Raw genomic sequence first — 24,757 nt, forward strand, 5'->3', positions numbered from 1 at the left:
GAATTGGTAGACGCACCAGATTTAGGTTCTGGCGCCGCAAGGTGTGAGAGTTCAAGTCTCTCCTTCCGCACCATTATCGGAAAACCCAGCATGACTTTGCTGGGTTTTTTCTTTTTTTGGTTCTGGACTCGGGAAATCATTAGATTTGCCGAATTAAAAAAGCGAGCTCATGGCTCGCTTTTTTTCTATCTGTGATTTGAGTAGCTTACTACATACCTAACGCGTATTTCAGTACTTGAGCCTTAATTGGCCCTGAGTTTTCAGCAAGCTTCAATGCAGAATTACGTACGAACTTCAATGGCCCTAGATCGTTGCTAAAACCTTTATAGAAAAAGTCCATGCCCGTCTGCATGAGTAAGTTGTCAGGTCGACGTGCGCGTTCGTATTTCGCGAGTAAGGTATCTTCCAGCTTTTCTTGTTGTTCTGTTACCGAAAGGAGAACGTCTACATCTTTGAAGCCTAAGTTTACCCCTTGCCCTGCAAGCGGGTTGATCGTATGGGCAGAGTCACCCACTAATACGCAATTTTTGCTTGAGTAGCTTTGCGCATGACGACGAGTGAGTGGGAATGAGCCAAACTGTAAAACTTCAATATCGCCTAATTCTGCAGGGAAATGACGTAAGATTTCTTCCCTTAGTTGAGGTTTACCCATCGCACACAGTTGTTTAATACGTTTAGGCGAGTCATACCAAACCAAAGAACCTTGGCCTACTATTTGACCATCGTCGTTACTCAAAGAGCACAGAGGTAAAAATGAACGTGGGCCTGAAGGTGTAAATTGTTGCCAAGTAATATCTTGCTGAGGCAATTCTGTTTTCACGTTAATCAACATGCAGTGTTGTCGGTAATCCCACGCAGTTACACCAATTCCAGACAATTGACGAACTTTAGAGTTTGCACCATCAGCACCAATCACCCAGTTAGCTTCAAACTGCGCCCCACTTTCTAGTGTCACAAGATTTACATCTGCAAACTCAATGGCTTTTAATCGCTCAGGACACATCACGGTTAGATTTTCATACTTAGAGAAGACTTGCCAAAGACCTAATTGGATTAGGCGATTTTCAACGATGTAACCTAGCTGATCCAATGACAATTCATCAGAGTGAAAACGAGTACGGCACTCTGGGTGCTCCCAAGTTTCTAACCGCCGATAAGGACAAACTCGCATGCTCTTGATCTCTGACCATGCTCCGAGTGAATCAAGTAACTCCACCGACTGGTGCGAGATTGCAGATACACGAATATCCATCGCCTGAGCGGCATCAAAAACTTTAGGTTTTGTACCTTCAACCAAGACAACGCTTCTGCCCTGCTTGGCAAACCCAACAGCGACGGCTGCCCCGACCATACCGCCACCGATCACGGCGATGTCATACTTGTTCATTTTTCACTCTTCATCGTGCTGATTAATTGGCGTTTTTTATTGTACTTTCCATGGCTATTTTTACAAAATTGTTTAACAAAAAACCTTGTTCTGCATAGGGCGAAAAACTAGATTTCATCAGGCTTTGCAGAGAATTAGCTAGATCACTAGTCAGGTGCTTTTTAAAGCAGTACAATACGCCGCTTACCGCCGTGATGGCGGCTATAATTTGAGCAATAGCTCTCCGATTTAAGTACAACTGAACGAGCGAAAGTGAGATGAGTAAGAAACTGCTAATTAAAACCTGGGGCTGCCAGATGAACGAATACGATTCATCAAAAATGGCCGACCTGCTTAATGCTGCAAACGGCTACGAGCTGACGGAAGAGCCAGAGGAAGCAGACGTACTTCTACTTAACACCTGTTCGATCCGTGAAAAAGCGCAAGAGAAAGTTTTCCACCAGTTAGGCCGCTGGAAAACACTAAAAGATAAAAAACCTGGCGTAGTTATCGGTGTAGGTGGTTGTGTAGCAACGCAAGAAGGTGACCATATTCGTGAGCGTGCACCATACGTTGACGTTATTTTTGGCCCACAAACTTTGCACCGCCTACCTGAGATGATCAAACAATCTCAGTCCGATGATGCACCAGTTATGGACATTTCGTTCCCAGAGATCGAAAAGTTCGACCGCCTACCTGAACCTCGCGCTGAAGGTGCGACAGCATTCGTTTCTATTATGGAAGGCTGCTCTAAGTACTGTACTTACTGTGTCGTACCGTACACTCGTGGTGAAGAAGTAAGCCGTCCAATGGATGACGTACTGTTCGAAATCGCCCAACTTGCTGAACAAGGCGTACGTGAAGTAAACCTTCTGGGTCAAAACGTAAACGCGTACCGTGGTCCTATGCACGATGGTGAGATCTGTTCATTTGCAGAACTGCTTCGTTTGGTTGCGTCTATCGATGGTATCGACCGTATTCGTTTCACGACGAGCCACCCGTTAGAATTCACAGACGACATCATCGCAGTATACGAAGATACGCCAGAACTTGTGAGCTTCCTGCACTTACCTGTGCAAAGTGGTAGTGACCGTATCCTAACGATGATGAAACGCCCTCACACCGCTATCGAATACAAATCGATCATCCGTAAACTGCGTAAAGCTCGTCCTGATATTCAAATCAGTTCAGACTTTATTGTTGGTTTCCCTGGTGAGACAGACAAAGACTTCCAAGACACCATGAAGCTAATCAAAGATGTAGACTTTGACATGAGCTTCAGCTTTATTTTCTCTCCACGTCCAGGTACGCCAGCAGCGGATTACCCTTGTGATGTGTCAGAACAAGTGAAGAAAGAGCGCCTTTACGAACTACAGCAAACTATCAATGCTCAAGCGATGCGTTACTCTCGCTTAATGCTTGGCACAGAACAACGTGTTCTAGTTGAAGGTCCTTCGAAGAAAAACCTAATGGAACTACGCGCTCGTACAGAAAACAACCGTGTAGTAAACTTTGAAGGTAGTGCAGACCTAATTGGTCAGTTCGTTGATGTGAAGATCGTAGACGTATTTGCAAACTCACTGCGTGGTGAGCTAGTACGTACTGAAAAAGACATGGATCTTCGTAGTGTGATTTCCCCAACGCAGATGATGGCGAAAACACGTCGCGAAGATGAGCTGGGTGTAGCTACTTTTACGCCGTAAGCTCGTATAAATAGCCATAGAGAGCCTGGTCGTTATCAGGCTCTCACTAAGTGGCAAAAAATGAGAGGCAACATTGAGCAATAAAATCGTAACTCTAGAAATTAACCTAGAACCTTCAGACAACCGCCGACTAGCTAGCCTGTGCGGTCCATTCGATGACAACATCAAGCATTTAGAACGTCGTCTAGGCGTTGAAATTAACCACCGTAGTGACCACTTTACGATTGTCGGTAAACCTCATACCGCATCAGCTGCGCTGGATATCCTGAAAACTCTATATGTTGATACCGCACCTGTACGAGGTGAGATCCCAGATATTGAGCCTGAGCAAATCCATCTAGCGATCAAAGAGTCTGGTGTTCTTGAGCAGAATACTGAGTCTAATATCGAGCATGGTAAAGAAGTCTTCGTCAAAACCAAGAAAGGTGTGATCAAACCACGTACGCCAAACCAAGCGCAGTACTTGGTTAACATGGTCACGCATGATATTTCTTTTGGTATTGGCCCGGCTGGTACAGGTAAAACCTACCTTGCTGTAGCAGCAGCTGTTGACGCACTAGAGCGCCAAGAGATCCGCCGTATTCTACTTACTCGTCCAGCGGTTGAAGCTGGTGAGAAATTGGGCTTCCTACCTGGTGATTTAAGCCAGAAAGTCGACCCATACCTACGTCCGCTATACGACGCCCTATTTGAAATGCTGGGCTTTGAGCGCGTAGAGAAGCTGATTGAACGTAACGTGATTGAGGTTGCCCCTCTTGCTTACATGCGTGGTCGTACTCTAAACGACGCCTTTATCATTCTTGATGAGAGTCAGAACACCACAGTTGAACAGATGAAGATGTTCCTAACGCGTATTGGTTTTAACTCTCGCGCGGTTATCACTGGTGATGTCACGCAGATTGACTTACCTCGTGGTGCGAAATCGGGTCTTCGTCATGCTATTGAAGTACTAAGCGAAGTTGACGACATCAGCTTTAACTTCTTCTTAGCCGACGACGTTGTACGTCACCCTGTGGTTGCTCGTATCGTTAACGCGTACGAGAAGTGGGAAGCACAAGACCAGAAAGAGCGTAAAGAGTTCGAGAAACGCCGTCGTGAAGAACGCGATGCGAAGTTACTAGAAGCAGCAAAAGCCGAACTGAATGCACAAGTTGCTTCAACTAAGGAATAATCATGGCGATTGAACTTGATCTGCAACTGGCAGTCGAAAATGAAGAAGGTCTGCCTTCGCAGCAAGATTTCCAATTGTGGCTAGATAAGACAATTCCTCTCTTCCAGCCACAAGCCGAAGTCACCATTCGTATTGTTGATGAACAAGAAAGTCATACGCTCAATCATGAGTATCGCGGCAAAGATAAACCAACTAATGTGTTGTCGTTTCCATTTGAAGCACCTCCTGGTATGGAAATAGATTTACTTGGTGATTTGATTATTTGCCGCCAAGTTGTTGAAAAAGAGGCGGTTGAACAGAGCAAGCCTCTGCTAGCACATTGGGCGCATATGGTTGTACATGGCAGCTTGCATCTGCTAGGTTATGATCATATAGAGGATGACGAAGCCGAAGAGATGGAGTCCCTCGAAACCGAAATCATGCAAGGTATGGGTTATGAAGATCCTTACATTGCTGAAAAAGAGTAGCTATTGGCCACTCGACAGGGAAAGGCGAACCACCTAAATGACTCTCGTGTTCGCCTCTCTATGTGTGCTATCACACTTCTGATAGCGTTACTTAATTGAGAAACAATGAACGAAGATAATTCTCCCTCTTCTAACGAAGATAAGAAAGAAAAGGCAGAAGGTCCGAGTAGAAAGTCCTTCTTTGAACGTCTAGGTCAACTATTTCAGGGCGAACCAAAAGATCGCCAAGAGCTTGTGGATGTTATCCGCGACTCTGAAGTTAACGACCTGATTGACCATGACACTCGCGATATGCTCGAAGGTGTTATGGAAATCTCCGAAATGCGTGTGCGTGACATTATGATCCCGCGTTCGCAAATGGTTACAGTTGAGCGTACTCACGACCTTGATACCTTGGTTGCTTTGATTACCGATGCTCAACACTCTCGCTACCCTGTGATCAGCGAAGATAAAGACCATGTGGAAGGCATACTTCTAGCGAAGGACTTACTTAAATACTTAGGCTCAGGCAGTAATCCATTTGATATCGAAGAAGTCATTCGACCAGCGGTTGTGGTACCGGAAAGTAAACGCGTTGATCGACTGCTGAAAGAATTCCGTGAAGAACGTTATCATATGGCCATTGTTGTCGATGAATTCGGTGGTGTTTCTGGTCTTGTGACCATTGAAGATATCCTTGAGGAAATCGTCGGGGATATTGAAGATGAATTCGATGAAAGTGAAGAGACGGACATTCGTAAGCTGAGCAAGCATACGTTTGCTGTCAGAGCGCTGACAACCATCGAAGAGTTTAATGAGACATTCGGAACCAACTTCAGCGATGAGGAAGTTGATACCGTTGGTGGTATGGTCATGACTGCCTTTGGTCACTTACCTTCTCGTGGTGAACTGGTTGAAATTGAAGGCTACAACTTCAAAGTCACCGCTGCCGATAACCGTCGTGTCATTCAACTCCAAGTGACGATCCCAGACGAAGAAACCCTGGTTGAAGCCACTCAAGAGTAACGCGATACCCATTGGGAATCTCAGAAAATTACAATGATGAATGAACTCTTTCATCGCCTTAAGCGGCCCTTAGTGGCCGCTTTTGTTGGCGCCTCTACTACACTCGCTTTCGCTCCTTACCAGCTGTGGCCTATTGCCATTCTTAGCCCTGCAATTCTACTGATTCTTCTTGCTAACCAAACTCCGAAACGCGCACTATGGATTGGTTATGCTTGGGGGTTAGGTCAATTTGCAACTGGCGTTAGCTGGGTTTACGTCAGTATCTCCGGTTTTGGCGGTATGCCGCTCATTGCCAATTTATTTTTAATGGGCTTACTTGTTGCCTACTTGGCTGTTTATTCAGGCTTATTTGCTTGGCTCAACAACAAGCTGTTTCCTCAATTTACGCTCACAAAAGCACTTCTCGCTGCACCTGCTTTATGGCTGATCAGTGATTGGTTGCGTGGTTGGGTGATGACCGGCTTCCCTTGGTTATGGCTAGGCTATAGCCAGATAGATGCTCCACTCGCAAGCTTTGCACCAATTGGCGGCGTAGAACTGCTTACTCTATTTATCCTTATCAGCGCAGGGGCGTTAGCCTATGCATGGATTCATAAGCAGTGGCTGATGGTGATTATCCCTGCGGTACTACTCAGTACTGGCTTTGGGATTCGCAACTACGATTGGGTAACACCCCGACCAGAAGACACGACTAAGCTCGCACTAATTCAAGGTAACGTAGACCAAAACCTAAAGTGGCTACCAAGTCAACGCTGGCCAACCATCATGAAGTACGCTGACTTAACTCGTGAAAACTGGGATGCTGACATTATCGTTTGGCCAGAAGCAGCAATTCCCGCTTTTGAAATTGAAGTGCCTTCATTTTTGAGCAATATCGACAGCGCTGCAAAAATGAATAACAGCGCAATCATCACCGGTGTCGTCAACCAAGCTGAAGATCGACAGTTCTACAACAGTATTCTGTCCCTCGGCATCACACCATACGGTGACTACAGCTTCGATTTAAGCGAACGTTACCATAAGCATCACCTACTACCGTTTGGTGAGTTTGTACCATTTGAAGATATTTTGCGCCCATTAGCGCCATTCTTTAACCTACCGATGTCATCGTTTAGCCGTGGGGCTTTTGTGCAGCCAAACATCGTTGCGAATGGCATGCACATGGCACCAGCGCTTTGCTATGAGATCATCTTTAATGAGCAAGTGCGTCAAAATGTGACTGACGAAACAGACTTCATTCTAACGCTTTCAAACGATGCATGGTTTGGTCACTCTATCGGCCCTCTTCAGCATATGGAGATCGCCCGTATGCGTGCCTTAGAGTTAGGTAAACCGCTCATCCGCTCGACTAACAACGGATTAACAGCGGTAACCGATCACAAAGGTAAAATCGTTGAGCAAGTACCGCAGTTTGAAACTGCAGTACTGCGCGCAGAGCTCACCCCAACCGATGGGAAAACGCCATATCGAATCGTTGGTACTTGGCCATTGTATATTTGGGTAGGGTTAAGTTTAGCTCTGGCTTTCGGTTTAAGAAGAAAACAGAGCTGATAACAGCTTGAAAGTAGAAAAGACAAAAAAGAGGCGACTAAGCCTCTTTTTTATTCATAGCATTATACTGTCGTTACGCGCCATTTATGGCTTTAATGACTGACGAGTAAAGCCTTTGTGACCACATTTAATACACGGAATGATTACAGTTGGGTGGTTATACGTTGTCTTGTGACCACACTCATCACAGACTAAAGTGCCTAAGCCTATCACCTCTCCTGCTTCATATAGCCCTTGATGCTCTAAGTCATCGAACAACTCAACCCACTCAACTTTAGTTCGGTCAGTAATCTCTAACAGCCCTTGCCATATCGAGTCCGCAATCGTTAAGTAAAACGGGCCGCTTTTGCTATCCTCGTAACTCTCTGAAAACTCTTTTAAGTCTGCTTTAAGGTACGCTTTGATTAAAGCCAATTCATCTTTGGTCAAGTCATTAGCAGCATCCACCACTTTGCCCGACGTCTCAATCGCTTTGTTAACTTCTTCCGGACTGTGCTTCAAGGTTTCAATCACATCCTCGAGCATTTCCTCATAACCTGTTTTACGTTTAGGCATAACTGACCTCCATCTTTCTCCTACCTGCGTCACTTAAGGGCGCATGGGTACAGATTGGCTATTGTTGTGATCCCTAGCTTTAGGTATTCTATGACGATCTATTTAAGTCTGTTCTAACCGAACTCACAAATTCCAAGATAACGGATACCATCGATGCAAGAACAATACAACCCACAAGATATTGAACAAAAAGTTCAAAAGCACTGGGATGACAACAAAACCTTTGTTGTAAGTGAAGACCCAAATAAAGAAAAATTCTACTGTCTGTCCATGTTCCCATACCCAAGTGGTCGACTGCACATGGGTCACGTGCGCAACTACACTATCGGTGATGTAGTATCTCGTTTCCAACGCCTACAAGGCAAAAACGTGATGCAACCAATCGGTTGGGACGCATTCGGTCTACCTGCAGAAAACGCAGCAGTAAAAAACAAAACTGCGCCAGCACCTTGGACTTACGAAAACATCGAATACATGAAGAACCAACTTAAGCTTCTAGGCTTTGGTTACGATTGGAACCGTGAATTCGCAACATGTACACCGGAGTACTACCGCTGGGAACAAGAGTTCTTCACTAAACTTTACGAGAAAGGTTTAGTTTACAAAAAGACTTCTTCTGTTAACTGGTGTCCTAACGACCAAACTGTTCTTGCAAACGAGCAGGTTGAAGACGGTTGTTGCTGGCGTTGTGATACGCCTGTAGAGCAAAAAGAAATCCCTCAATGGTTCATCAAAATCACTGAGTACGCTCAAGAGCTACTAGACGACTTAGACAAGCTTGAAGGTTGGCCTGAAATGGTGAAAACCATGCAGCGCAACTGGATTGGTCGTTCTGAAGGTGTTGAACTGAAGTTTGAAGTTAAGGGTCAACAAAACCTAGAAGTTTACACAACACGTCCAGATACGCTAATGGGTGTGACTTACGTGGGTATCGCAGCCGGCCACCCTCTTGCAGCTCTTGCAGCAGAGAACAATCCAGAGCTTGCAGCGTTTATCGACGAATGTAAGAACAACAAGGTTGCAGAAGCTGAGCTAGCGACAATGGAGAAGAAAGGTATGGCAACTGGCCTTACTGCTATTCATCCATTGAACGGCCGCGAAGTACCAGTATACGTAGCAAACTTCGTACTGATGGACTACGGTACAGGCGCGGTAATGGCTGTACCTGCGCACGACCAACGTGACTACGAGTTCGCAACGAAGTACGGTCTAGACATCGTGCCTGTTATCAAGCCTGCTGATGGCAGCGAGCTAGACATCTCTGAAGCAGCATACACAGAGAAAGGCGTACTGTTCGATTCAGGTGAATTCGACGGCCTCGAATTCCAAGCGGCGTTCGATGCAATTGCAGCGAAGCTAGAAGCAGAAGGCAAAGGCACTAAGACTGTAAACTTCCGTCTACGCGACTGGGGTGTATCTCGTCAACGTTACTGGGGCGCACCAATCCCAATGGTAACGACTGAAGACGGTGAAGTTCACCCAGTACCTGCTGACCAACTACCAGTGATTCTTCCAGAAGACGTGGTAATGGACGGCGTAACCAGCCCAATCAAAGCAGACAAAGAGTGGGCGAAGACAACCTTTAACGGCGAACCTGCTCTACGTGAGACAGATACGTTCGATACGTTCATGGAATCTTCTTGGTACTACGCGCGTTACTGTTCACCACAAGCGGACGACATCCTAGACCCAGAAAAAGCAAACTACTGGCTACCAGTAGATCAATACATCGGTGGTATCGAGCACGCTTGTATGCACCTACTGTACTCACGCTTCTTCCACAAACTACTGCGCGATGCGGGTTACGTAACTTCTGACGAACCGTTCAAGCAACTACTGTGTCAAGGCATGGTACTGGCTGATGCGTTCTACTTCGAGAACGAGAAAGGCGGCAAAGAGTGGGTAGCTCCAACAGACGTAGCCGTTGAACGTGATGGTAAAGGCCGCATTACTTCTGCTAAAGACACTGAAGGTCGTGATGTAACGCACTCAGGCATGATCAAGATGTCTAAGTCTAAGAACAACGGTATCGACCCTCAAGAAATGGTAGACAAGTACGGCGCTGACACAGTACGTCTATTCATGATGTTCGCGTCTCCAGCGGACATGACACTTGAATGGCAAGAGTCTGGCGTAGAAGGTGCGAACCGCTTCCTAAAACGTGTTTGGAAACTAGTGAAAGAGCACACAGCGAAAGGTGCAGCAGAAGCAGTAGATACCTCAGCGCTTTCTGGTGATCAAAAAGCACTTCGCCGCGACGTTCACAAGACTATCGCGAAAGTGACGGACGATATCGCTCGTCGTCAAACATTCAACACCGCGATCGCAGCGATCATGGAGCTGATGAACAAACTAGCGAAAGCGCCTCAAGAATCTGCGCAAGATCGTGCAATCCTTGACGAAGCACTGAGAGCTATTGTTGTCATGCTTTACCCTATCACTCCGCATATCTCATACGAGCTATGGGCAGCACTAGGTGAAACAGACATTGATAACGCGGCATGGCCGACGTTTGACGAAAAAGCGCTAGTTGAAGACGAAAAAACTATCGTTGTTCAAGTTAACGGTAAGCTACGTGCGAAGCTAACAGTCCCAGCTGATATCTCTAAAGACGATATCGAACAGCTTGGTCTAAACGACGAAAACGTGGTTAAGTTCACTGATGGCCTGACTATTCGTAAAGTTATTTACGTTCCAGGTAAACTGCTGAACATCGTTGCAAACTAATCGCAGCTGTCAATTTGTCTCTGTTTAGCGAACTTATTTGTTAACCAAGAGTCATTAAACAGGGTAGTTTTCTACCCTGTTTATTTACCTCAAACCATTCACATGAGTGGTTTAAGGTAAATAACCCCTTCAATTTAGGATGAATACAATCAATGCGCTTTTTCTCTTTGATTAAACTACCAGTGGTATTGGTATTAGCGGGGCTTCTTTCTGCCTGTGGTTTTCACCTTCGCGGCGAGTATTCCGTACCGGAAGAGCTGCACACTATGTCTTTCTCCAGCTACGATGAATACAGTGAATTAACTCGCTATGTTCGCTCTCAACTCGAACTGAACAAAGTTGAACTTGTTCAACCATCATCGACGGTACCCAACCTTCATTTGACGGAAGCGACAATCGATGAGCGTACACTATCGCTTTATCAAAATAGCCGTGCAGCAGAAAAAGAGCTGACATACGTAGTAAAATACCGTGTGACAATTCCTGGCTATGGTTCTAAAAACTTTACGACAACAGTAAACCGCAACTACCTAGACAACCCGTTGACCGCACTTGCAAAATCTGTTGAGCGTGACGTAATTGAAGACGAGATGCGCTTGCAAGCTGCAAAACAGATGATGCGCCAGTTGGGCCGTATTCGTGCCGAATATGAAGCAGGACAAATCTCTGAGCCAGCGAACAAAAACTCTTAGTCACTATGCGAATTTATGCCGATAAGCTAACGGATCATTTAACTAAACAAGTTAAACAGGTTTACTTAATCTTTGGTAATGAGCCGTTACTGATTCAAGAAAGCCGCCAAGCAATCCAAAAGGCAGCGTTTCAGCAAGGTTTTGAGGAAAAACACCGTTTTGCGGTGGATGCTAGCATCGACTGGAACCAAGTTTACGACTGTTTCCAAGCGATGAGCCTGTTTTCAAACCGTCAATTGATTGAGCTTGAAATTCCTGAAAGTGGCGTAACAACCGCCGTCAGCAAAGAGCTGCAAACACTGTGTGATATGCTTCATGATGACATCATGCTCGTCATTGTTGGTAGCAAACTGACCAAAGCCCAAGAAAATGCGAAATGGTTCAAAGCATTAAGCTCAAAAGGCGATTGGGTAAGCTGCTTGTCGCCAGACCTTCAACGCCTACCTATGTTCATTCAGACACGTTGCCGCACGTTGGGACTAAAACCCGATCAGCAATCACTGCAAATGTTGGCTCAATGGCATGAAGGTAACCTATTTGCATTGACACAAAGCTTAGAGAAATTGGCCCTACTCTATCCGGATGGTGAGCTGACCATCATACGTTTAGAGGAAGCCCTAAGTCGCCATAATCACTTCACTACCTTTAACTGGATCGACGCCTTACTGGCAGGTAAAGCAAACCGTGCACAACGTATTCTTCGCCAACTTGAGGCGGAAGGGGTTGAGACCGTGATCTTGATTCGAAGTGTACAAAAAGAGTTGAGCCAACTTTTAAATATGCATCAAGACTTAACTCAAATGGGAATGAACCAGGTATTTGAGAAATATCGAGTTTGGCAAAACAAGCGTCCACTCTATAACGCAGCACTGACCCGCTTATCAGCGAGTCGTATTTGTGCATTGCTCTCCTTGTTGGCTCAAGCCGAGATAAAAGCCAAAACTCAGTATGACGAGTCTGTATGGCCAACTATTCATCAGTTGAGCTTAGAAACCTGCTCTCCTGATATTAAGCTGGCAATTTAAAAATCAAAGCGTGATATAGTGCGCGACCTGTTTTGCAAGCAAGAATGTAAAACACTTTAGAGATAAGAGACAAACCGAGGAAAACCGAGTGCTTCGCGAAGAACTGAAAGACTTTTTAGCTGATAAAGCCGACGACATGAAAGCGGAAGACATTATCGTCCTAAATGTGGAAGATAAATCAAGCGTGACAGATTACATGATCATCTGTACTGGTACATCCAAACGCCACGTTTCATCCATCGCTGACCATGTTGCAACAGAAGTGAAAAAAGCCGGTCTTGAGCCACTAGGAATGGAAGGTGAAAACGAAGGTGAATGGGTAGTCCTAGATATGGGCGACGCCATGCTTCACGTGATGCAAGAAGAGCACCGCGAACTCTACCAGCTAGAAAAACTCTGGGGTTAATCTTTTGAAAATTCAACTAATTGCTGTTGGCACAAAAATGCCAAAATGGGTTGAGGAAGGCTTTCAAGAATATCGTCGCCGTTTCCCGCATGATATGCCGTTGGAGTTGATTGAAATCTCTGCTGGTAAGCGTGGTAAGAATGCCGATATCGCTCGCATCCTGCAAAAAGAAGGAGAAGCGATGCTCGCGGCGGTACCAAAAGGCAACCGTATCGTCACGTTAGATATCCCAGGTAAAAAATGGGACACTCCTCAACTCGCTGAGCAGTTAGAAGCTTGGAAATTAGATGGCCGTGATGTATCAATATTAATCGGCGGTCCTGAAGGACTCGCTCCTGCATGCAAAGCTGCAGCAGACCAAAGCTGGTCATTGTCTGCCTTAACGCTACCCCACCCTCTAGTGCGTATCGTAATGGCAGAAAGCTTGTACCGAGCGTGGAGCATCACCGCTAACCACCCTTATCATCGCGAATAATCGTTGTTTAACTTTAGAGCCAAGCGTTAATGATTCGTAAACGACGCAGTCAAATCCGAGATTATCAAGCCGAAGCGCGTCTGTTTGCCAGCCGCGCTATTGTTGCTTTTATCGGCATTGTTGTCTTGATGGGAGCTCTGGTTGCCAACATGTACAACATTCAGGTGAACCAGTTTCAAGACTATCAAACCCGCTCGAACGATAACCGCATCAAAGTAGTGCCTATCGCGCCTAACCGAGGTCTAATTTATGACCGAAATGGCGTTTTACTGGCAGAGAACCGTCCCGTCTTTAACTTAGAACTGACCCCAGAAAAAATTAAAGACATTGATGCAACCATCCAAGAATTACAGACTATTCTGGAAATTACACCAGACCAGATTGAACGTTTCCACCACGAGCGTAAACGGACTCGTCGATTTAAATCGGTCCCACTGCTTACCCAACTGAACGAAAAACAAGTAGCGGTATTCTCCGTCAATCAGTACCGCTTTCCAGGTGTGGAAATAAGTGCGACCTTAAAGCGCTACTACCCTTTCAGCGAAGTCTTAACCCACGTGATTGGGTATGTTTCTCGAATCAATGATCGCGACATGCAGCGCCTGATCCGAGAAGAAAAAGACGCAAACTATCAAGCCACTCGCGACATTGGTAAGCTGGGTATTGAAAAATACTACGAAGACCTCTTACACGGTACAGCCGGATATCAAGAAGTCGAGGTAAACAGCCGCGGCCGAGTAATTCGTACCTTAAAGTACGTTCCACCTGTACCCGGAAAAGACATCGTTTTAAACCTTGATATCAACTTGCAGTTGTACGTACACCAATTATTGGACGGCCGCCGAGGCAGTGCTGTAGTAATCGATCCTAGAGACAACGGCGTACTGGCTATGGTTTCGAGCCCTAGCTACGATCCTAACTCGTTCGTGCACGGAATCTCAGGTAAAGACTATCGCGCCCTTTTGAACGATAAAAACCGTCCTTTGGTCAACCGCACTACACTTGGCATTTACCCTCCTGCGTCTACCATCAAACCATTTATGGCGGTAGCCGCGCTGCAAGAAGGTGTCGTCACACCTAACACCACACGAAATGACCCTGGTTATTGGCGCATACCAAACTCCAACACACGCCCGTTTCGTGACTGGTTGCGTTGGGGGCACGGGCGCGTCGATATCATTAAGTCGATCGAAGAGTCTGTTGATACCTTCTACTATCAAATCGCTTATGACATGGGTATTGACCGTATTTCGAATTGGATGATGATGTTCGGTTTTGGTGATTACACTGGCATTGATATCTACGAAGAAAGTAAGGCGAATATGCCGACTCGTGACTGGAAAATGTCTCGCCATAAAACCCCATGGTATAAAGGTGATACGATCCCTGTGGGTATCGGCCAAGGATATTGGACAGCAACACCAATGCAAATCGCCAAAGCAACCTCCGTATTAGTAAACGAGGGAGAAGTGATCGCACCTCACTTGCTCAAAGCGACGATAGAAAATGGTAACGACTTCGAAGAGCAGCAAACGACAGAATACGTGACTTACCCACCAATCAAGAATGTGCCTAAAAAGTACTGGGATATGGCGAAAGAAGGCATGCGTCGGGTAAACCATGGCACGCGCGGAACAGCTCGTCGCTCATTCTACAAAATGAATTATGAAACAGCGGGTAAATCAGGTACTGCACAGGTCTTCGGTCTGGGTGAAAACGAAGAGTACAACGCCGATGAGATCGCCGAGCACTTACGTGACCATGCGTTATTTACTGGCTTTGCACCATTTGATGATCCTAAAGTGGTCGTCACTGTAGTACTAGAAAATGCCGGTGGTGGTTCTAGTAACGGTGCCCCAGTAGTAAGGAAAATTTTTGACCGAGTCGTTCTTGGTCCAGAAGAAATTGAGCCTGAAAACAATGCGAAGAAAGAGGTAAAACAGTAATGAAGATGGATCCCTCTACAGGTAAAAATCGCGCCCTGTTTGAACGCTTCCATATCGACTTACCACTCCTACTTGGCATACTGGCCCTGATGGGGTTTGGCCTGGTGATCATGTACAGCGCCAGTGGCCAAAGTTTACTGATGATGGATCGCCAAGCCATGCGAATGGTGCTTTCACTCGTTGTGATGCTCGTCCTTGCACAGCTTTCTCCACGAACTTACGAAAGCTTGGCACCTTTGATGTTCGTTGGTGGCGTTATACTGCTTTTCGGCGTGCTGTTTTTCGGTGAAGCATCGAAAGGCGCGCAGCGTTGGCTTAACCTCGGTTTTGTGCGCTTTCAACCGTCAGAGCTATTGAAGCTCGCGGTGCCATTAATGGTAGCTCGCTATGTTGGTAGACAGCCCCTCCCACCAACGCTAAGAACACTCATTGTTGCACTGATTATGGTCTGCTTACCAACCATTCTCATTGCAAAACAGCCTGACTTAGGTACCTCAATCCTGATCGCGGCTTCCGGTATTTTTGTTATCTTCCTCGCAGGCATTAGCTGGAAAATAATTGCTGGTGCTGCGATTGCATTAGGTGGTTTCATTCCAATTCTGTGGTTTTTCTTGATGCGAGAGTATCAAAAAGTGCGAGTTCGTACTCTATTTAACCCGGAGTCTGATCCGCTAGGAGCGGGCTACCACATTATTCAGAGTAAAATTGCGATTGGCTCCGGCGGTATTTCCGGCAAAGGTTGGTTGCAAGGTACGCAGTCACAACTAGAATTTCTTCCTGAACGACACACTGACTTTATCTTTGCAGTAATTGCTGAAGAATGGGGTATGATTGGCTTCCTTTGCCTTTTAGCCATCTATCTATTTATTATTGGACGAGGTTTATATCTCGCCAGCCAAGCGCAAACCGCATTTGGACGAATGATGGCAGGCAGTATTGTACTCAGCTTCTTCGTGTATATTTTTGTAAATATTGGCATGGTAAGTGGCATCCTACCTGTTGTAGGTGTACCGTTGCCACTCATCAGTTATGGCGGCACATCAATGGTAACCTTGATGGCTGGTTTTGGTATTCTGATGTCGATTCATACGCACCGAAAAGCATTCTCTAAGGCGACCTAGACATGCAAAAACGCGCTTTATATTCCTTGGTTTTCTCTGCTCTTATTTTGGCAGGCTGTTCATCAACTAGCCAAAAAGAACAAGAAGGCCGTTACGAACTCGAATCCGATGTTGCACCGGATACACCGCTTTCAGTCGAACACATCGAGGATGCGCATCCTAAATATGAACCGTACAGCCTAGGTGGGAACAAAGATTACCACTTGCGTGGCAAAGACTACAAAATAGTTCGCAATGCGAAAGGCTTTAAAGAAAAAGGCCGCGCATCTTGGTATGGGAAAAAATTCCAAGGTCATTTGACTTCTAATGGCGAAATCTATGACATGTACTCAATGACGGCAGCGCATAAAACGCTACCGTTACCAAGTTACGTAAAAGTTACCAATACTGACAACGGCAAAACCACCGTAGTACGAGTTAATGACCGAGGTCCTTTTCACGATGGTCGTATCATTGATTTAAGCTATGCCGCCGCGCACAAGTTAGATGTCATAAAAACAGGCACCGCGAACGTGGAAATTGAAGTGATCAGTATCAATCAGCCCACGGACAAAAAGTCATTAGAAGCGCACCCTAGGTACGTTATTCAAGTGGCATCATCAAAAAATGAAGAACGCGCGCGAACTTTAGGTACCGAGCTTGGTCAAAAATTGGATACAGAAACTTTCCTAGAGAGTGCGAAAGAGTCTTATCGCTTGTTGTTAGGGCCATTTACTGACTATTCCCTGACGCAAGCCACATTAGATAAAGTAAAGTTGCTCGGCTATTCGTCTGCATTTATTAAAAAACACAACACTGCCAAATGACCTCGTGTCATGAATTTCTCTTTGATCCCCCTCTTACATAACTAGGGATTCTGATAAGATGTCTGCAGTTAACCCAAAAATTTGAATTACCATGAATAAAAATAAGTTTGTGAAATCTATTCTCGTTTCTTCGGTTGCCCTTTCTGCAACTTTCGCTCAATCTGCTCTTGCATCACCTATCGTTGTTCCAGATGCCCCTCAAATCGCGGCGAAGGGCTACGTGCTGATGGATTACCATTCAGGTAAAGTACTGGCAGAGAAAGAGATGAACACAAAATTGTCTCCAGCTAGTCTGACTAAGATGATGACCAGCTATGTAATCGGCCAAGAGCTAGCGCGTGGTAATATCTCAGAAGATGATGATGTCACCATCAGTAAAAATGCGTGGGCGAAAAACTTCCCTGATTCATCAAAGATGTTCATTGAAGTAGGCACAACAGTTAAAGTACGTGACCTGAACCGAGGTATCATCGTCCAGTCAGGTAACGATGCCTGTGTTGCGATGGCAGAACATATTGCAGGTTCAGAAGATGCGTTTGTTGACCTAATGAACGCTTGGGCCAACACATTGGGTATGACTAACTCGCACTTTGCCAACGTTCATGGCTTAGATAACGCAGAATTGTACTCAACACCATACGACATGGCACTGCTAGGTAAAGCACTTATCCGTGACGTACCAAATGAGTACCGAGTGTACTCAGAGAAGAAATTTACTTACAACGGCATCACCCAATACAACCGTAACGGTCTACTTTGGGATAAGAGCATGAACGTTGACGGCATCAAAACGGGTCACACAAGTAATGCGGGTTACAGCCTAGTAAGTTCAGCAACTGAAGGTCAAATGCGCTTGGTTGCGGTCGTTATGGGTACTAAAGATGCCAATGCTCGTAAGTCAGAAAGCAAAAAGCTGCTAAGCTACGGCTTCCGTTTCTTCGAAACAGTGGCACCGCACAAAGCAGGTGAAACGTTCGTAGAAGAAAAAGTGTGGATGGGTAACAAAGACACCGTAGCACTGGGTCTTGACCAAGATACTTACGTAACACTACCGCGTGGTGAAGCGAAAAACTTAAAAGCAAGCTTCGTCCTTGAAAAAGAGCTAGAAGCCCCAATTAATAAAGGTGATGTAGTTGGCAAGCTATACTATCAGATCGATGGTGAAGATATTGCCGAGTACCCACTAATGGTACTAGAAACCGTAGAGCAAGGTAGTCTATTTAGCCGCATGTGGGATTACATCGTATTGTTATTCAAGAGCTTCTTCTAAAAAGAACGTTAGAGTAGCAAACTTATTCGCAAAGCCGCCTGAATGGGCGGCTTTTTAAGTTTGAGCTCCTCGTCTTGAGTTCCCCCTAATTTGACTGTACTATTTCGCACCGCAACGAATATCTACTGGAGTTATCGATATGCTAACCATCAACTCTGATGCAAAATTAAAAGACCTGCTTGAGTTCCCTTGTTCATTTACTTACAAGGTAATGGGTCATGCAAAGCCTGAACTTCCAGAGCTTGTTCTTGAAGTTATTCAGCGCCATGCTCCAGGTGACTACAGCCCGACCGTTAAACCAAGTGCTAAGGGCAACTACCACTCTGTGTCAATCAACATTACTGCAACCTCTATCGAGCAGGTTGAGACACTGTACAAAGAGTTAGGTGAAATTGACATCGTACGCATGGTTCTATAATTTTTTGATAGATTAAATTTTTTTTGAAAGCAGCCTTGGCTGCTTTCTTTTTATTTATCAAAGAGATAACGAGGCTTTACATCGCTTTCAGTTAAAAATCTGTTACGCAGCGGTAGAGCATCAGGGTTATCCGGTTTATAATCCAAAAACTTTATATATTAGCAACAGGAATTCCCATGCAACACCAACTTGTTGTAAAACGACTTGGCCGCCAAGACTATGAGCCTGTATGGAAGGCGATGCATGAGTTCACCGACCAACGCACAGAAGAAACCCGTGATGAAGTCTGGTTGGTAGAACATAACCCAGTATTTACGCAAGGACAGGCAGGTAAAGCTGAGCACTTGATTAACACTGGCGATATTCCTGTTGTACAAAGTGATCGCGGAGGTCAGGTTACGTATCATGGCCCTGGTCAGTTGGTCGCCTACTTCTTGATCAACCTACGCCGCAAAAAATTAGGTGTACGAGATCTCGTTACCACAATCGAGAACCTCGTGATCAACACGCTAAAAGCATACAATATTGACTCAGCCGCGCGACCTGACGCACCAGGTGTCTACGTTGCCGGTAAGAAAATATGCTCTCTCGGTTTACGCATTCGTAAAGGATGCTCGTTTCATGGTTTAGCCTTGAACGTAAATATGGATTTAACACCGTTTCTGCGTATTAACCCTTGTGGTTATGAAGGTATGGAAATGGTTCAGGTCAGCCAATTTGGCGGCCCAGACAATGTAGAAGCCGTAGAAAAACAATTAATAGAAGAACTCGTTACTTTGCTCGATTATGAGCAAGTAGAATTCAGCACAGAAGCACCTTCTCAAGGTAATAAAGCATGAGCAAACCAATCCAGATGGAAAAAGGCGTTAAATATCGTGACGCCGATAAAATGGCATTGATTCCCGTAAAGAACATGCCTACAGAGCAGAAAGAAGTGCTACGTAAGCCTGATTGGATGAAGATCAAGCTACCAGCCGACAGCCAACGAATTCAAGACATCAAAGCGGCGATGCGTAAGAATAAACTTCACTCCGTATGTGAAGAAGCATCTTGCCCGAACCTAGCGGAATGTTTTAACCACGGTACAGCAACCTTCATGATCTTAGGTGCTATTTGTACTCGTCGTTGTCCTTTCTGTGACGTTGCTCATGGCCGCCCATTACCACCGGAAGCAGAAGAGCCTCAAAAACTGGCGAAAACCATTGCCGATATGAAGCTGAAATACGTAGTAATCACTTCTGTTGACCGTGACGATCTGCGTGACGGCGGTGCACAACACTTTGCCGATTGTAACCGCGAGATCCGTGCGTTAAACCCGCATATTAAGATTGAAACACTGGTTCCTGACTTCCGTGGTCGCATGGATGTAGCGCTTGATCTAATGAAAGACAATCCGCCAGATGTCTTCAACCACAACTTAGAAACCGCGCCACGTCTTTACCGTAAAGCTCGCCCAGGTGCGAACTACAAATGGTCACTTGAGCTTCTTAAGAAGTTCAAAGAGCAGCATCCCGATGTACCGACCAAGTCTGGTTTGATGATGGGTCTTGGTGAAACCAAAGAAGAAATCATCGAAGTACTGAAAGATCTACGCGCACACGGCGTAACGATGCTGACTCTAGGCCAGTATTTAGCGCCAAGCCGTCACCACTTGCCAGTAGAACGTTACGTTCCACCATCAGAGTTTGACGAGCTAAAAGAAGTTGCACTAGAACTTGGCTTCACGCATGCAGCGTGTGGTCCATTTGTTCGCTCTTCTTACCATGCCGATATGCAAGCTCAAGGTATCGAGATTAAATAAGCTCTCGCTTGTTTTGAAAAGCTTGTTTTGAAAAGAAAGGTTGGCTCAGTGCCAACCTTTTTTGTATCTGACAAATGATGATAAAAAGCCATTCTACCACTGTCATTCTGAACAGCGAGGAACGAGCGTGATTCAGAATCAGTTTTCAGAGTACTGATGATTTTTAGAGAAACTCTGAGTAAAAGAGTGCGCCTCAACAAGATTCCTGATCTCGCCTAGGCTCATCGGAATGACGTGGTTTGGATATATTGAAAAGGGACAGTGTTGGTAGCCATCCCCTTATCACACTCTCTCGCTATATCTCATTCCAAACGCCAGACAAACAAAAAGGCCCTCAAATGAGGACCTTTCATCAATCAAATAATCAAACCGAATCGCAGAAATAGAACGAGTTCGCCTGAGTTATTTTCAAAAAATGTTAGGCGTAAACTGGTAGACGCTTACAAATTTCTAGCACTTTCTGTTTAGTCGCTTCGATAACTTCTTCGTTGCCGATGTTATCTAGAACGTCACACATCCAGTTTGCTAGCTCTTTTGCATCTTCTTCAGTGAAGCCACGGCGAGTGATCGCTGGCGTACCTACACGGATACCAGACGTTACGAATGGGCTGCGTGGGTCATTTGGTACTGAGTTCTTGTTTACAGTGATGTTTGCAGCACCTAGTGCCGCGTCTGCGTCTTTACCAGTGATATCTTTGTCGATTAGGTCAACAAGGAACAAGTGGTTTTCTGTACCGTTAGATACGATTTTGTAGCCACGCTCTTGGAACTGACCAACCATTGCTTTTGCGTTTTTCACTACGCGAGCTTGATAAGCTTTGAACTCTGGCTCCATCGCTTCTTTGAACGCTACTGCTTTACCAGCGATAACGTGCATTAGAGGGCCACCTTGACCACCAGGGAACACTGCTGAGTTCAATTTCTTGTACATATCTTCGCCAGCATTTGACAAGATAAGACCACCGCGAGGACCTGCTAGTGTTTTGTGCGTCGTTGTTGTTACCACGTGAGCATGCGGTACTGGTGTTGGGTATTCACCGGCGGCGATAAGACCAGCTACGTGCGCCATATCAACAAATAAGTAAGCACCTGCTTTGTCAGCGATTTCACGCATGCGTTTCCAATCAACGATTTGCGAGTAAGCAGAGAAACCACCGATGATCATCTTAGGTTTGTGTTCAAGTGCTAGCTGTTCCATCTCGTCGTAGTTGATTTGACCAGCTTCATCGATACCGTAAGGGATAACGTTGTAGTGCTTACCCGAGAAGTTTACTGGTGAACCGTGAGTTAGGTGACCACCGTGTGCTAGGCTCATGCCTAAAACTGTATCGCCAGGGTTAAGAAGCGCCATGTAAACTGCGCTGTTTGCTTGAGAACCTGAGTGAGGCTGTACGTTAGCGTACTCACAACCAAATAGTTGGCATGCACGCTCAATTGCTAGTGCTTCAGCTTTATCTACGTACTCACAACCGCCGTAGTAACGCTTACCTGGGTAGCCTTCAGCGTATTTGTTCGTTAGCTGAGAACCTTGCGCTTCCATTACACGTGGGCTTGTGTAGTTTTCAGAAGCGATAAGTTCAATGTGTTCTTCCTGGCGAAGAGTTTCTTCCTGGATAGCTGCGAACAGTTCCGCATCGTAATCTGCGATGTTCATATCACGCTTAAGCATCTGTATCTCCTGACTCAGATTAGTACTGAAAGTTGCAAAAAAACTGTTGAATGACCCGACGCAAACGTTTTCGTCACCCTAATGGCGCGCATTCTACATAATTTGATTTAGGTCATAAAGAGAAATTTACAATTTTTCTCATGCAGTTTTTTCATGATGACAAGCAATGTTTATCATGCCAGCATTGCAATCGCATAACGACAATCTATTGCCTGTCAAATTTGTGCTTTACACCCTGTAAAACAGCAATTACATAGGTTTACCGTAAATTTTACCCTCTAGCTACCGAAAAGATCATCTTTTTACTACTATGCACGCCTTATTTATCACTAATGACTGCAACATTGATGGAAAAACACTCATTAAAAGAAGACTGGATAGCGATTCTCACGGGTACCTTTTTAGTAGCTCAAGGCGTTTTCTTTCTCCAATCCGCGAACCTTCTAACGGGAGGCACGACTGGATTGGCTCTGCTTATTAGCCAATTTACACCTTTTACCTTTGGTGTGCTGTACTTTTTAGCAAACAGTCCTTTTTACTTACTAGCATGGAAACGCTTCGGCCGTCATTTCGCCATTAATAGTGCCATTTCTGGCGCGTTGGTTTCTATCTTTGCCGATCATCTTTATTTGCTAATCTCGCTCGAATCGGTAAATGAAGTTTATTGCGCCGTCGCAGGCGGGCTTTTAATGGGGCTCGGTATGCTGATCCTATTCCGACATCGCTCCAGCTTGGGTGGCTTTAACGTGCTGTGTTTGTTTATCCAAGACAAATTTGGCATTTCAGTTGGCAAAAGCCAAATGGCAATCGATGCATGTATCCTGTTTGCTTCATTCTTCTTTGTCACACCAGAAGTGATTGGCCTTTCAATTTTGGGGGCGTTTGCACTCAATCTCGTGTTAGCGATGAACCACAAACCGCACCGCTATTCCGTGACCTACGGTTCATAAATTTTTGATAATGATTGAAGCGCGATTTATAAGATTTCGCGCTCCAATCGCTATATAATACTTCGCGATTTCCAAATAGATCGGTACGGTATGCGCGACTTTCTGCAACAAGCTAAACAGACTCACAGTTGTATTGCGATTGGAGAGCTGATCTATAACCCGAAGACACAGACCCTTCATCAAGATGCTATCGCGATTGATCTTGAACCTCGCACCATTGAATTATTAGAACTGCTGTTAACAAGCGTTGGCCACCCACTCTCTGCTGACACCATTATTGAAACCATTTGGCAGAGCAAGTTCATCTCTAAGAATGTGCTCACGAACCGCATTAGCACCTTACGTGCCCTGCTACAGCAGTACTTACCCGAATACGATGCCGCTAAGCTCTTGGTCACTTACCCCCGCAAAGGCTACTTTCTTAACCCTGCCAATATTCGTTTAGTGCCACCAGCGAAAAACCATCGGCGCGTTATCTCAACCCAGGTGGCGAGTAATAAGAACTTCAAGCTGATTTTTGCTTACAGCTTATGTGCCATACTTGCGGTATGTAGCATGACACTCGCAAGCTTGTTATGGCAACGCCAAGAAATCTCAACACAACAAACACGTCATCAACTACTGATTCCCAAAGTCGAGCTACTACTCAACCGTGTCGATTCAATCGGCTCCCAGGCGCGAAAATACCGCATACTGGTCAAAGCCATCTTGCTGCAACAACAGGTCGAATATCCATACACCGACATCGCCAACCAAGATGCTCCTAGTTACTTTCTTGATCCTATCGGTCATACGCCATATTTCCCTGGCGCACGAAACATGCAGACCAGCGACTACGAGCTCAATATCGAGTTAAAAGACGGCACAAAACAGGGCATCTTGAAAGCGCAGATGAACCTTATTTATCCTGCGACGGGCAAGCTGGCGTTTCGCAATGAGTACACACTGCGTTTATCTGCCTTACAATCGGATATTTTCCAAATGCACTCGGATGTCGCGCAATACTTCAATCTGCCTGCACCTTCGGCAAGTTCGTGGCAGCTTTCGGATATTCACAAAAAAATGTTATTCGAGAATGCCTTTTCTAGCCAACCTCTCCGACAATCTGATGAATTTGCGGCTATAACAACGGCAAGACATCTCGCCTTATACGAGCACGAACATCAAAAGCTGGAAGCGTATTTAACTCAAGTACAATCGTCGTTTGATGTTTTGCCAGATGAGCTGAGCCTCTGGTTAGGTCTATTGCATTTCAAATTAGGTAACTTAGACAGGGCAAAAGCTCTGTTAACGACACCAGATGGCGACTCACGTATCCAAAACGCACTGATTTATACCTTTGTGTCTCACATTGCTTATAAGCAGAACAAACTTGAACAGTTCCGTCTCAACTACATGGAATCACTGGTGGCGCTGCTGCGCGTTTTACCTTCCGAAACCTTGTTTGAGCGTCTTTCTCAATCTGAATCAAAAGAGACTTGCCTCCAACCGTGGAAAACGTTGCATGTTAGTGTGACCGATCAAGAAATCATAAGCCGATGGAAAGCGCTCATTAACGAGTATTGCACTAACGTAGCCAACGAAATAACCCCAAACAAAACAAAGACCTAAATATAAAATTAAGCTTTCATTA

Annotated in this window: 23 protein-coding genes; 20 read left to right on the top strand and 3 right to left on the bottom strand. The window is 45.4% G+C overall.

Annotated features, from left to right (window positions below; translation table 11 throughout):
* The coding region (locus R7040_RS11745) for a hypothetical protein (protein ID WP_206949545.1) at positions 1–195 on the top strand (195 nt) is incomplete at its 5' end.
* A gap of 13 nt (positions 196–208) precedes the next feature.
* On the opposite strand, the gene R7040_RS11750 is transcribed toward R7040_RS11745, so the two are convergent.
* On the bottom strand, positions 209–1,387 hold the full coding sequence (locus R7040_RS11750) for a 2-octaprenyl-3-methyl-6-methoxy-1,4-benzoquinol hydroxylase (protein ID WP_213967784.1): 1,179 nt from the start codon (positions 1,385–1,387) through the stop codon (positions 209–211).
* A 257-nt stretch (positions 1,388–1,644) separates the two neighbouring features.
* On the opposite strand from R7040_RS11750, the gene miaB reads away from it, so the two are divergent.
* The 5 genes from miaB to lnt all read left to right on the top strand — a co-directional run bounded on the left by miaB (position 1,645) and on the right by lnt (position 7,263).
* Entirely contained in the window at positions 1,645–3,069 is a 1,425-nt protein-coding gene (gene miaB / locus R7040_RS11755) for a tRNA (N6-isopentenyl adenosine(37)-C2)-methylthiotransferase MiaB (protein WP_005373038.1), read from the top strand.
* Between the two features lie 73 nt (positions 3,070–3,142).
* Entirely contained in the window at positions 3,143–4,240 is a 1,098-nt protein-coding gene (locus R7040_RS11760) for a PhoH family protein (RefSeq protein ID WP_005373033.1), read from the top strand.
* Positions 4,241–4,242: 2 nt separating this feature from the next.
* Positions 4,243–4,707, top strand: coding sequence for an rRNA maturation RNase YbeY (gene ybeY, locus R7040_RS11765; RefSeq protein WP_005373030.1), 465 nt, complete (start codon positions 4,243–4,245; stop codon positions 4,705–4,707).
* Positions 4,708–4,812: 105 nt separating this feature from the next.
* Complete coding sequence (gene corC, locus R7040_RS11770; RefSeq protein ID WP_005384118.1) at positions 4,813–5,712, top strand: CNNM family magnesium/cobalt transport protein CorC; 900 nt, start codon at positions 4,813–4,815, stop codon at positions 5,710–5,712.
* Between the two features lie 33 nt (positions 5,713–5,745).
* Positions 5,746–7,263 carry an apolipoprotein N-acyltransferase gene (gene lnt, locus R7040_RS11775; protein ID WP_005384119.1) on the top strand — a complete coding sequence of 506 codons (1,518 nt, stop codon included), beginning with the start codon at positions 5,746–5,748 and terminating at the stop codon, positions 7,261–7,263.
* 84 nt (positions 7,264–7,347) lie between these two features.
* Here the strand turns inward: lnt and R7040_RS11780 are convergent, their stop codons facing one another.
* Positions 7,348–7,818 carry a zinc ribbon-containing protein gene (locus R7040_RS11780; protein WP_005373024.1) on the bottom strand — a complete coding sequence of 157 codons (471 nt, stop codon included), beginning with the start codon at positions 7,816–7,818 and terminating at the stop codon, positions 7,348–7,350.
* Positions 7,819–7,971: 153 nt separating this feature from the next.
* On the opposite strand from R7040_RS11780, the gene leuS reads away from it, so the two are divergent.
* The 12 genes from leuS (at position 7,972) to lipA (ending at position 20,505) form a co-directional block, all read left to right on the top strand.
* Complete coding sequence (gene leuS, locus R7040_RS11785; protein ID WP_318081418.1) at positions 7,972–10,545, top strand: leucine--tRNA ligase; 2,574 nt, start codon at positions 7,972–7,974, stop codon at positions 10,543–10,545.
* 152 nt (positions 10,546–10,697) lie between these two features.
* Entirely contained in the window at positions 10,698–11,237 is a 540-nt protein-coding gene (lptE, locus tag R7040_RS11790) for an LPS assembly lipoprotein LptE (RefSeq protein ID WP_005384122.1), read from the top strand.
* 5 nt (positions 11,238–11,242) lie between these two features.
* Positions 11,243–12,262: a DNA polymerase III subunit delta gene (gene holA, locus R7040_RS11795; RefSeq protein WP_005384123.1), complete on the top strand. Its 1,020-nt coding sequence runs from the start codon at positions 11,243–11,245 to the stop codon at positions 12,260–12,262.
* 88 nt (positions 12,263–12,350) lie between these two features.
* Positions 12,351–12,668, top strand: coding sequence for a ribosome silencing factor (gene rsfS, locus R7040_RS11800; protein ID WP_005373015.1), 318 nt, complete (start codon positions 12,351–12,353; stop codon positions 12,666–12,668).
* 4 nt (positions 12,669–12,672) lie between these two features.
* Positions 12,673–13,143 carry a 23S rRNA (pseudouridine(1915)-N(3))-methyltransferase RlmH gene (gene rlmH / locus R7040_RS11805; RefSeq protein WP_017821762.1) on the top strand — a complete coding sequence of 157 codons (471 nt, stop codon included), beginning with the start codon at positions 12,673–12,675 and terminating at the stop codon, positions 13,141–13,143.
* Between the two features lie 29 nt (positions 13,144–13,172).
* The gene (mrdA, locus tag R7040_RS11810) at positions 13,173–15,089 is read left to right on the top strand and encodes a penicillin-binding protein 2 (protein WP_005384126.1); all 1,917 of its coding nucleotides are present in this window, start codon (positions 13,173–13,175) and stop codon (positions 15,087–15,089) included.
* Positions 15,089–16,210, top strand: coding sequence for a rod shape-determining protein RodA (rodA, locus tag R7040_RS11815; RefSeq protein ID WP_005384128.1), 1,122 nt, complete (start codon positions 15,089–15,091; stop codon positions 16,208–16,210). Before mrdA ends, rodA begins: the two co-directional genes overlap by 1 nt.
* A 2-nt stretch (positions 16,211–16,212) precedes the next feature.
* A complete protein-coding gene (locus R7040_RS11820) occupies positions 16,213–17,016 on the top strand; it encodes a septal ring lytic transglycosylase RlpA family protein (protein WP_005384131.1) in 804 nt (267 codons plus the stop codon).
* Between the two features lie 91 nt (positions 17,017–17,107).
* Positions 17,108–18,286: a serine hydrolase gene (locus R7040_RS11825; RefSeq protein WP_318081416.1), complete on the top strand. Its 1,179-nt coding sequence runs from the start codon at positions 17,108–17,110 to the stop codon at positions 18,284–18,286.
* 139 nt (positions 18,287–18,425) lie between these two features.
* Entirely contained in the window at positions 18,426–18,704 is a 279-nt protein-coding gene (gene ybeD / locus R7040_RS11830; RefSeq protein WP_005384135.1) for a DUF493 family protein YbeD, read from the top strand.
* Positions 18,705–18,880: 176 nt separating this feature from the next.
* Positions 18,881–19,543, top strand: coding sequence for a lipoyl(octanoyl) transferase LipB (lipB, locus tag R7040_RS11835; protein WP_005384137.1), 663 nt, complete (start codon positions 18,881–18,883; stop codon positions 19,541–19,543).
* Positions 19,540–20,505: a lipoyl synthase gene (gene lipA, locus R7040_RS11840; RefSeq protein WP_005391329.1), complete on the top strand. Its 966-nt coding sequence runs from the start codon at positions 19,540–19,542 to the stop codon at positions 20,503–20,505. The genes lipB and lipA overlap by 4 nt, the downstream gene beginning before the upstream one ends.
* Before the next feature lie 418 nt (positions 20,506–20,923).
* On the opposite strand, the gene glyA is transcribed toward lipA, so the two are convergent.
* On the bottom strand, positions 20,924–22,174 hold the full coding sequence (gene glyA / locus R7040_RS11845; protein WP_005381985.1) for a serine hydroxymethyltransferase: 1,251 nt from the start codon (positions 22,172–22,174) through the stop codon (positions 20,924–20,926).
* Between the two features lie 347 nt (positions 22,175–22,521).
* Here glyA and R7040_RS11850 point away from each other — a divergent pair, with 347 nt between their 5' ends.
* Together R7040_RS11850 and R7040_RS11855 are read left to right on the top strand one after the other, a co-directional pair.
* Positions 22,522–23,124 (top strand): YitT family protein, encoded by a 603-nt coding sequence (locus R7040_RS11850; RefSeq protein WP_017635671.1) that lies wholly within the window; start codon positions 22,522–22,524, stop codon positions 23,122–23,124.
* A 90-nt stretch (positions 23,125–23,214) separates the two neighbouring features.
* The gene (locus tag R7040_RS11855) at positions 23,215–24,735 is read left to right on the top strand and encodes a transcriptional regulator (protein ID WP_213967781.1); all 1,521 of its coding nucleotides are present in this window, start codon (positions 23,215–23,217) and stop codon (positions 24,733–24,735) included.
* Positions 24,736–24,757: the final 22 nt, after the last annotated feature.

Source organism: Vibrio sp. 1069 (assembly GCF_033340555.1).

What these genes read in the sequence shown, in the direction of transcription:
- R7040_RS11855 (WP_213967781.1), top strand. Translation starts at nt 23,215, where the DNA reads ATGCGCGACTTTCTGCAACAAGCTAAACAGACTCACAGTTGTATTGCG.
- lnt (WP_005384119.1), top strand. Translation starts at nt 5,746, where the DNA reads ATGATGAATGAACTCTTTCATCGCCTTAAGCGGCCCTTAGTGGCCGCT.
- ybeY (WP_005373030.1), top strand. Translation starts at nt 4,243, where the DNA reads ATGGCGATTGAACTTGATCTGCAACTGGCAGTCGAAAATGAAGAAGGT.
- lipB (WP_005384137.1), top strand. Translation starts at nt 18,881, where the DNA reads ATGCAACACCAACTTGTTGTAAAACGACTTGGCCGCCAAGACTATGAG.
- lptE (WP_005384122.1), top strand. Translation starts at nt 10,698, where the DNA reads ATGCGCTTTTTCTCTTTGATTAAACTACCAGTGGTATTGGTATTAGCG.
- lipA (WP_005391329.1), top strand. Translation starts at nt 19,540, where the DNA reads ATGAGCAAACCAATCCAGATGGAAAAAGGCGTTAAATATCGTGACGCC.
- miaB (WP_005373038.1), top strand. Translation starts at nt 1,645, where the DNA reads ATGAGTAAGAAACTGCTAATTAAAACCTGGGGCTGCCAGATGAACGAA.
- glyA (WP_005381985.1), bottom strand. Translation starts at nt 22,174, where the DNA reads ATGCTTAAGCGTGATATGAACATCGCAGATTACGATGCGGAACTGTTC.
- R7040_RS11850 (WP_017635671.1), top strand. Translation starts at nt 22,522, where the DNA reads ATGGAAAAACACTCATTAAAAGAAGACTGGATAGCGATTCTCACGGGT.
- R7040_RS11825 (WP_318081416.1), top strand. Translation starts at nt 17,108, where the DNA reads ATGAATAAAAATAAGTTTGTGAAATCTATTCTCGTTTCTTCGGTTGCC.
- holA (WP_005384123.1), top strand. Translation starts at nt 11,243, where the DNA reads ATGCGAATTTATGCCGATAAGCTAACGGATCATTTAACTAAACAAGTT.
- ybeD (WP_005384135.1), top strand. Translation starts at nt 18,426, where the DNA reads ATGCTAACCATCAACTCTGATGCAAAATTAAAAGACCTGCTTGAGTTC.
- R7040_RS11820 (WP_005384131.1), top strand. Translation starts at nt 16,213, where the DNA reads ATGCAAAAACGCGCTTTATATTCCTTGGTTTTCTCTGCTCTTATTTTG.
- R7040_RS11750 (WP_213967784.1), bottom strand. Translation starts at nt 1,387, where the DNA reads ATGAACAAGTATGACATCGCCGTGATCGGTGGCGGTATGGTCGGGGCA.
- corC (WP_005384118.1), top strand. Translation starts at nt 4,813, where the DNA reads ATGAACGAAGATAATTCTCCCTCTTCTAACGAAGATAAGAAAGAAAAG.
- R7040_RS11780 (WP_005373024.1), bottom strand. Translation starts at nt 7,818, where the DNA reads ATGCCTAAACGTAAAACAGGTTATGAGGAAATGCTCGAGGATGTGATT.
- mrdA (WP_005384126.1), top strand. Translation starts at nt 13,173, where the DNA reads ATGATTCGTAAACGACGCAGTCAAATCCGAGATTATCAAGCCGAAGCG.
- leuS (WP_318081418.1), top strand. Translation starts at nt 7,972, where the DNA reads ATGCAAGAACAATACAACCCACAAGATATTGAACAAAAAGTTCAAAAG.
- rodA (WP_005384128.1), top strand. Translation starts at nt 15,089, where the DNA reads ATGAAGATGGATCCCTCTACAGGTAAAAATCGCGCCCTGTTTGAACGC.